The organism is Flavilitoribacter nigricans DSM 23189 = NBRC 102662 (genome assembly GCF_002646595.1).
In the GTDB taxonomy this organism is placed as follows: Bacteria; Bacteroidota; Bacteroidia; order Chitinophagales; family Saprospiraceae; genus Flavilitoribacter; species Flavilitoribacter nigricans.
On sequence record NZ_PDUD01000001.1, the window covers coordinates 532488 to 540287 of the forward strand.

At 39.3% G+C, this 7800-nt stretch carries 10 protein-coding genes; 9 read left to right on the plus strand and 1 reads right to left on the minus strand.

Annotated features, from left to right (window positions below; all coding sequences use genetic code 11):
- The first annotated feature begins 103 nt into the window (after positions 1–103).
- From CRP01_RS01855 to CRP01_RS01870, 4 genes are all read left to right on the plus strand, one after another.
- Entirely contained in the window at positions 104–1318 is a 1215-nt protein-coding gene (locus CRP01_RS01855) for a site-specific integrase (protein WP_099148271.1), read from the plus strand.
- A gap of 133 nt (positions 1319–1451) precedes the next feature.
- Entirely contained in the window at positions 1452–1751 is a 300-nt protein-coding gene (locus CRP01_RS01860; RefSeq protein ID WP_099148272.1) for a helix-turn-helix transcriptional regulator, read from the plus strand.
- Positions 1752–1872: 121 nt separating this feature from the next.
- Positions 1873–2661: a type IV toxin-antitoxin system AbiEi family antitoxin domain-containing protein gene (locus CRP01_RS01865; protein WP_170110179.1), complete on the plus strand. Its 789-nt coding sequence runs from the start codon at positions 1873–1875 to the stop codon at positions 2659–2661.
- On the plus strand, positions 2658–3437 hold the full coding sequence (locus tag CRP01_RS01870) for a nucleotidyl transferase AbiEii/AbiGii toxin family protein (RefSeq protein WP_099148274.1): 780 nt from the start codon (positions 2658–2660) through the stop codon (positions 3435–3437). Before CRP01_RS01865 ends, CRP01_RS01870 begins: the two co-directional genes overlap by 4 nt.
- A 5-nt stretch (positions 3438–3442) precedes the next feature.
- Here CRP01_RS01870 and CRP01_RS01875 read toward each other — a convergent pair whose 3' ends face one another.
- On the minus strand, positions 3443–4111 hold the full coding sequence (locus CRP01_RS01875) for a hypothetical protein (RefSeq protein ID WP_099148275.1): 669 nt from the start codon (positions 4109–4111) through the stop codon (positions 3443–3445).
- 200 nt (positions 4112–4311) lie between these two features.
- Here CRP01_RS01875 and CRP01_RS01880 point away from each other — a divergent pair, with 200 nt between their 5' ends.
- The 5 genes from CRP01_RS01880 to CRP01_RS01900 all read left to right on the plus strand — a co-directional run bounded on the left by CRP01_RS01880 (position 4312) and on the right by CRP01_RS01900 (position 7540).
- Complete coding sequence (locus CRP01_RS01880; RefSeq protein WP_099148276.1) at positions 4312–4551, plus strand: hypothetical protein; 240 nt, start codon at positions 4312–4314, stop codon at positions 4549–4551.
- A 36-nt stretch (positions 4552–4587) separates the two neighbouring features.
- Positions 4588–5076: a hypothetical protein gene (locus CRP01_RS01885; protein WP_099148277.1), complete on the plus strand. Its 489-nt coding sequence runs from the start codon at positions 4588–4590 to the stop codon at positions 5074–5076.
- A gap of 278 nt (positions 5077–5354) precedes the next feature.
- Positions 5355–6272 carry a hypothetical protein gene (locus tag CRP01_RS01890; protein WP_099148278.1) on the plus strand — a complete coding sequence of 306 codons (918 nt, stop codon included), beginning with the start codon at positions 5355–5357 and terminating at the stop codon, positions 6270–6272.
- A gap of 30 nt (positions 6273–6302) precedes the next feature.
- Positions 6303–6785 carry a hypothetical protein gene (locus CRP01_RS01895; protein ID WP_099148279.1) on the plus strand — a complete coding sequence of 161 codons (483 nt, stop codon included), beginning with the start codon at positions 6303–6305 and terminating at the stop codon, positions 6783–6785.
- Positions 6786–6790: 5 nt separating this feature from the next.
- Positions 6791–7540, plus strand: a complete 750-nt coding sequence (locus CRP01_RS01900) for a hypothetical protein (RefSeq protein ID WP_099148280.1) — start codon at positions 6791–6793, stop codon at positions 7538–7540.
- The last annotated feature ends 260 nt before the right edge of the window (positions 7541–7800 follow it).

Below are 7800 nucleotides of genomic sequence, written 5' to 3' on the forward strand. Positions count from 1 at the left end.
TTTTTCTAGATGCTTTTTATTCTACAGCGCTACATCTTCAGATTTTTTCATGAGCGAAATCTTTTGCTTGGCGACAACGATTTTGCTTCAAAGTTTTTTGTAGATGCCTTCTTTGAAAATTGTATTGTTCACCAGTAAGATGTATCAAAATGGTGATCATCCGGTTATGCTAAGGGTTACTCATAACCGGAAGCTGAAATACTACGGCCTCAATCTATCGTGTACCCTACAACAATGGGACCAGCACAAGTGCCGGTTCAATCGGAATTTCAATAACTACAAAGAGAAAAACCGACTGCTTCACTTCTGGGAGGAAAAGGCCTATCGCATCATTGATGGATTGATCAAAGAAGACGTTGCTTTTCATCATAAAATATTTGAACGGAAATTTGTAACGAACCATCGCTCCATTTCTGTTTTCGAGTTTTTTAATGAACTAATGGAGGAGTTAGAGAAAAAAGGAAAAGCCGGAAACCGAAGGGTTTATAAGGGTGCCAAAAATGCACTGAAGAAATTTCACCCAAATAAGAATCTAAGCTTCTCTGATATTGATTACATCTTTCTAAAAAAATTTGAAACTCATCTGCTGGAAAATGGCTGTACTGATGGAGGGGTGAGGGTATATTTGAGAACACTTAGAGCTGTTATCAACGAAGCCATTCGATGCGGTTACGCCACTCAGGAAACTTATCCATTTGCCACCCAATTCAACAAGCAGGGGTATTCTTTCTCACATTTAAAATCGAAAGCTAAACCTAGGCCACTATCCATAGAAGATATGGATAAGATCAAAAATTTTCCACTTGACGATTATCCCCACCTGGCCAAATCTGTCCGATACTTTTTGTTTTCCTACTACACCAGAGGAATGAATTTCACCGATATGGCCAAGCTTAAGTGGTCGGATATTTATAATGGTAGGTTGGAATACATTAGGTCTAAAACCAGCAAGTCTTTCAGTATAAAAATTTCTGAGCCCTTAGCTGAAATCCTGGAGCATTTTAAGGGTGTTAACATCACTTATATCTTTCCTATCCTGACGGATTTTCATAAGAGTCCTCAGCAAGTTAAAGATCGTGTGCGAAAATGCCTTAAACAATTTAATAGGGATCTAAAAGAAGTGGCAGAACTGCTGAAAATAGATATGATTTTGACCTCCTACGTTGCCCGGCATACGTATGCCAGTACGCTTAAGAAAAAGGGCGTTGATATAGCTGTGATCAGTGAAGCGATGGGCCATGCGGATATGGCAACCACCAAAGCTTACCTGGAATTATTTTCATCTGACATTGTCGATGCTGCGGATCAGGTTCTGTAGCTCACGATGGCTTGTCTTTGTATCAAAGTGGGAAAAAATACTTTTTGCCCATGTATACTTTTAAGCAAATTGCAACTATTCAAAGTTGTGCCAACATTCAAAACATCATTGTTTACATAAAGTAAATGGACTTATGGAAGACCAAATATTGGAACAATTAGACCGGATCGAACAAAGGCTCCAAAATCAGTTGCTGTATTCTAAAGAGATCCTCACCTTCAAGGAATTTTGTACATTTTGCGGGCTTTCCGAAAGTTATGGCTATAAACTTACATCCCTTAATAAAGTTCCTTTTTATAAACCGGGAGGAAAGCTAATTTACTTCAAACGCTCAGAATTAGAAGAATGGATGTTGAGAAACCCCATAAAAACCGAGGAGCAATTGGAGGAAGAGGCTATGCATTATCTCTCTACGAAATGCCGGAAGTGGTAACAAAATCAAGTTCCAAATGCTTGCGTGTAACAAAACAAATACTTACATTTAGTTTGCAATAGTTAATAATTAGAATATAGTTTTGCAAACTAAAATAGAAGACATGTTACAGCCTAGGTACTTGGAAACCTACTTAGAGGAAAGGCAAGCTAACGGTAAATACACTTTTACTAGTGAAGATGTTTTAAATGATCTTCCTGTGTCGAAAAGTGTGCTGCACCAATCTTTACGTAGAATACGAAAAGTGAATAAGGTGGCTTTAATTAGAAAGGGCTTCTATGTCATAGTCCCTCCTGAACACCGCAGTCGTGGGGTTCTTCCTCTAAGTTGGTTCTTGGATGACTTAATGAAATTTATTGACCGACCATATTATTTGGGGTTATTGAATGCAGCCGCCTTGTATGAAGCAGGCCATCAACAACCTCAAGAATATTACGTAGTTACTACTGGTGATGGTCTTAGGAATGTTGAGCTAGAAAATCTTAAGATCAACTTCTTGTTTAGGAAAGACTGGCCGGAAAAGGGGATACAGCAACGAAAAGTTCCCACCGGATATCTTAAAATTTCATCCCCGGAATTAACGGCAATTGATCTTATAAAATATGAGTCTCGTATTGGTGGCCTAAGTAGGGTTGCCACGGTTTTGGATGAATTGGCTGAAAAACTCGATGGTAAGCTACTATGTAAGTTAGCTGAATTGTACACCGATTTACCTACAATTCAGCGCCTAGGCTATTTATTGGAAGAAGTTCTGGGAGCGGAAGAAATAGCGGCACCACTTATAGCCTACCTAGAGACACAAAACCCAAGGAAAATCCCTTTGAAGCCCAGCAAAAATTTAAGTAAAACCCTGGAGGCCATCCATCCCTGGAAGGTGGTTCCCAACATAACTGTTGAAAGCGACTTATGATCCCACAAGCATTTATTACCGAATGGAGCAAAAATGCTCCCTGGCCGGAAGAAATTCAGGTCGAGCAAGACCTTCTTATAGAAAGAACTCTGGTTGAAATCTACCAAAATCCTTTCTTACAGGAACGCCTGGCTTTTCGCGGCGGCACTGCCCTTCATAAGCTATATCTCAGACCTCAAGTAAGATATTCGGAAGATATCGATCTAGTGCAAATCCAACCAGAACCGATCAAAGCAACCCTAAAAGCTTTGCGGCAAACATTATCATTTTTAGGTCAACCTTCCGTTCGGCAAAAAAAGAATAACAATACCATGATCTTTCGGGTGCCATCAGAATTCGATGCCAATATCCGGCTGAAAATTGAGATCAATTGTCGGGAGCATTTTGTCTTTCGGGAGCACCTGGCATTTCCTTATAGAGTAGAATCTTCCTGGTTTACGGGTGAAACCTCGCTAACCACTTATACGCTAGAAGAGTTGCTGGCGACTAAAATGCGAGCCCTTTACCAACGAAAGAAAGGCCGGGATCTGTTTGATCTTTGGTATGCTCTTGCTCACGGGAATGTATCATCAGAGCAAGTAGTTGAAGCTTGGAAAGCCTATCATGATTTTGAAGGGCATCCTGTTTCCCAAAAACAGTTTTTAGGCAATTTGGAAATAAAAATAAAAGATGACGAGTTTTCAAATGACATTACTGGCTTACTCAGACCTGCTGTTGCTTACGATGCTCATAATGCTTTGGATCTAGTAAAAGATCAGCTCATTAATAAAATCTAAGTGCTTTAGTTCCCTCCTCCACTGAGAATATCTGAATTTTTAGCCTGCCCGTTTTTGCTGACCGTAATATAATCCTCCATAATTTTGATTTCCTTATTTCGTGCTTCAATGAGCTGCTGCTGTAACTGAAGAATTTGATCAGCGTACACCTTTTCTTTTATTTTGGATCTAAGCCTTTCTTGCTTTAGCTGCTCTTCCAGCCCCAAAGCTTCCTTTCCGATCACATCCAGAGCATGAGAATATTCTTTACGAATACGAGGTGGCGTAGATTTTACTATTTTCTTTGCTTCTTCCAGATAAACATAAACTTGACTGTTATAAATATTGCCCGAATGATCTCCTTTTGCTTGAATAAACGGTTTATGCTTATGAAGGCTAAATTCCTCTTCTCCGGTCCATTTGACATTCAAATGTTGTAATGGATATTTTTCAACGTAGAAGAAGTTAAAATCCAGATCGAAATGACTGGCGAATTGCTCAATTTGCTTTTGAGTCACCCCTCTTTCTGAAGCTCTAATTCTTGAAATCACGTTGCGTTTACCAAATACCGTAGTGCTGAGAATGGACTCACTGCCTCGCGCTCCGAGAAACCTTTGGTGCTTGGCGATGATCTGGTCAACTGCTTTCAAAAAACGAACATCTTTTGGCTTTAGGGTGTATTTCTTTTCTGTCATGGGGGATACTTAATGGCTTTCCTTTTAAATGTGTATTTCACACCAACTCTATGTGTTAAAAATTTAACAATTCACTTGCTTTTTGACTCCAAAAAATTATAGATTTGGCTCCAATATATTTTTATATAACTAATATTTGGAGTCAAATATATATCAAATATTTAATATGATTTGACAATTTATTTATAAAACTTTTACAAATGTTTTCAAAAAATGACGTAACCCCTTTAAAAATGGCGCTTTCAAAGTACTACAATAATTACTTCGAAATCATCGGTGAAAAGACGCAATTATCTCGTCCCACCATCTCAAAGTTCTTCAATGCTAAAAAAGTAAAACCGGACAATGCATTGAAAATATATGATGTATGCATTGACTTATTACTGGAAAAAGAAAGAGACATCAAAGAGCTGCAACAAAAGATCAAAGAGTTGACCTAATCAATTTCCCTTCCCCTGAACCTCAAATAAACTCAAATGAAAAAAAATAATCTTCGTATAAAAAAGTCCCGAACTGGCATCAAGAAAAAGCTAGAACGGTTCATTACCACGCTCACTGTTGATCCTTTTGGCTATGAAAAAAATATCAAGATAAATGTCCTACGGTTCTTCTCTTTAGTAGCAAAAGAAGAATTACTCTCTCAAAATAGACTGACGATTTCCATTTATATACATGACGATAATCTGTACGGCTTTTTGGATAGCCACATGGGAATAACCAGGATTTTGTCCCGCAAGGAAATCAGTGAATTGTTCACCGGTGAAACCACTCCTAATGCTTGGATCTTAGACAAGATAAAAAAGTGTATTTATCAAATTTCCCTGGAAAATAGTATTCCGGATAACCAACTGGAAGTTTTGATTAAAATAGTTGATTGTACTCCTACTATTGAATTTTATGATGTAAATGGTTATTTGAAAGATTTGCCTATCAAAGAACTGGTCAGACTCGTAAAATCATTATAAAGACTTAATGTATCCAAATGTACCGAAATCATCAAAATAACCTGAAATACAATTATTTACACTAACAATATTCATAATATAAATTGTACCATTTATATTTCACCAAGCCAGCATAAGCATCAATTCAAATACTTAAAATTCAATATTTTACGCATTTTTATTGTTATAAACGAATCAAAAAATTGTACCATCCGTAAAACATATACCTGTTGCAGTCAAACGTCCCAAAGTAATTTTAAGATAATCAATTATTTATCTTAACAAATCCCAGGAACAATATGCAACTATCTGTTTCGTACAATGAGGAAAAGAAGGGCGTTGAAGCTCGCTTTGATGATAAGCCTTCCGATCAATTAACCGATCTGTTGGGGAAAATGGGATTTAAATACTCCTACCGCCAAACGATGTGGTATGCCGGTGATACTCACCAAAGAAGAGCTTTTCTAGATGGGCTGAAAGTTAACCTCGAACAAGATGGAGATTTAGAAAACATTATTATAAATCCTGCCTATAAGCCATCCTTGGACAACATCAACGACAGGAATTTTAGTTGCGTTACCATTACCTGCCAACATGATGAAGACGAGACCATAGAAGAATATCTGCTTTGTGAGCCCTCCAAGCGTATTGCGGAAGAAATAGCCAGGAGATTTGCGGATGCTGTCTTCGGTGATACTTGCAAGCGCATAAGCGTACACCCACGCAATCGAAAGAAGCAAGCCCGATCTCTATACGAACAGGGCCGGATAATCTATTCATCTGTTCCGGAAAACCATACAGCTAAAGAAGACCAAGAAGCCAATCTCCAACCCGAAATTATTTCAACCCAAACCATCGATTTAGCGGATGATGTTCCAATTGGAGATGATCTTAATGTTCAGAATGCATTATCAGTTGAATCACCGGTAGCGAAACCCAATGCCTATTCCGAGGTGATAGCTCAGCAGCTAGAGCAACCCATTCCGCTGATCGAAGAAGCCCCCACCCTAGCAAAAAAAGAGCTTACTGACGAAGCTATTTTGGAAGAATTATTCAATATGAACCGGATAGATCATTTAAGCCGATCCTTATTGAAAGAATTAGGAATCCAGCATCCTTTGGATGACTGGCAAATACCCATTGGAAAATATCAACTTACCCGGACAGCCGTTTTTAAATACACCTACAAATTAACAAAACTCACCACTGAAGACTAACCCTTTATTTTTTAGTAAAACCATGTTACTATGGAAAGCTTAAACTCTCAATCAAAACCAGAACGCGCCACGATTTCTAACTACCTAACCTTACAAAAGAATCTGGACGAAGTCATTGGAAAAATTGGCCTATGCAGGACCATTGAACTGGTCAAAAGTTTCATTGATAACAGCTCCATTGGGGTCAATGAAACCGAGAAATTCAAACTTATTGCCACCTACATTATTGCTCAAACCATTCGCTCCTTCGATTTGAAAGAAGATGATTTTTACACCAGCAAAATCCGCGAATATCGGGATGCTCGTATGGCCTGTTTTCACCTATTGAAGCGGTACACGGATTGCAGTTATGCGAAAATTGGCGAAGCTTTTGAGCAAAAGAAAAGGAACATTCTGTACTTCTGTCAGAAGTGCGATGAAATGCTGTCCATACCGGATTTCTATCCCGTTTTTACCAGCCGGTACAAGCGCGTAGAGGACCAAGTGCTTCTTTTCATTTCTAAATTGCCATAGGCCTTATGCCAGATATCAAAGAAGAAATAAAGGACATACTTTCAAGCGAAAGTGATGAACCGGCCTTTGAGCAAATGCCTGAAGAGGAGCTGAGTCCGCTCAATCAGCCGGTTACCGAAAAATACTTCGGTGGTACCGGCCAACGCGACCGGCAGGAAACAAATCCCCCCACCGATACGGACGCTGAGTCTGAAAATACATTCCATATTCCGGATGAAGATCTGGATGCTCCCGAACAAAAGATCGATGAGGATGGCTTTGATCCTTTTGAAGAGGAGAAAGAAACATTCGAATTACCTACCGAGCATGCCTTGCAAGCTGCGGATGCCATGCTGGGCGTTACCGATAACCTGCTGGAAGTCGGTGGCGGTTATTTTGTTAAAATTCGCAAGCACAAGCTGTTCTATGATTTTGAGGAAATTATTCAAGTCATTGATCAGCAAAATGAAAAGAATGTTCAACGCATAAAGCTGGAACCGGAGGACAAAATCTTGCTTCGTCCACTTTTGGTGGCGGTCATCAAAAAAAGAGCGCAAAAGCTTACTCCGGAACAGCAGTTGCTCGGAGCCGTGATCTCAATTCTTTTCAAGAAGGTGCAGGCCATCATTGAAATCCGGGCAGAAAATGAGTTTTTGGTAGAACGCATCCTGGGTATTATCAAGGAAGAAAACAGCAAACCTGAACAGGAACCTCTAAAAGAAGCAGCCCCTGAACCAGCCGAAACGGTGGAAGAGGCTGTCGTTGAAGTCGCATAACCACTACATTTCATGTCATCGAATAAAGATCAAGTCTATCCGGCTAATCCGATTCCTGTGTTTGAACGTCAACCGATGGTTCTTTTGGTTTGCGGAGAAACGGGTGTAGGCAAAACCTACCGGAATAAGCTAGAGATTAAATGTAATGACAAAAGAACTTGTATTAAATTTGTGATCAAAAGAGACCACAATGGGATTACATAAGAATGCAGGCTTGACCGAAAGTCAGCGAAAACAGATCAAAGCACTGTATAAAGCTG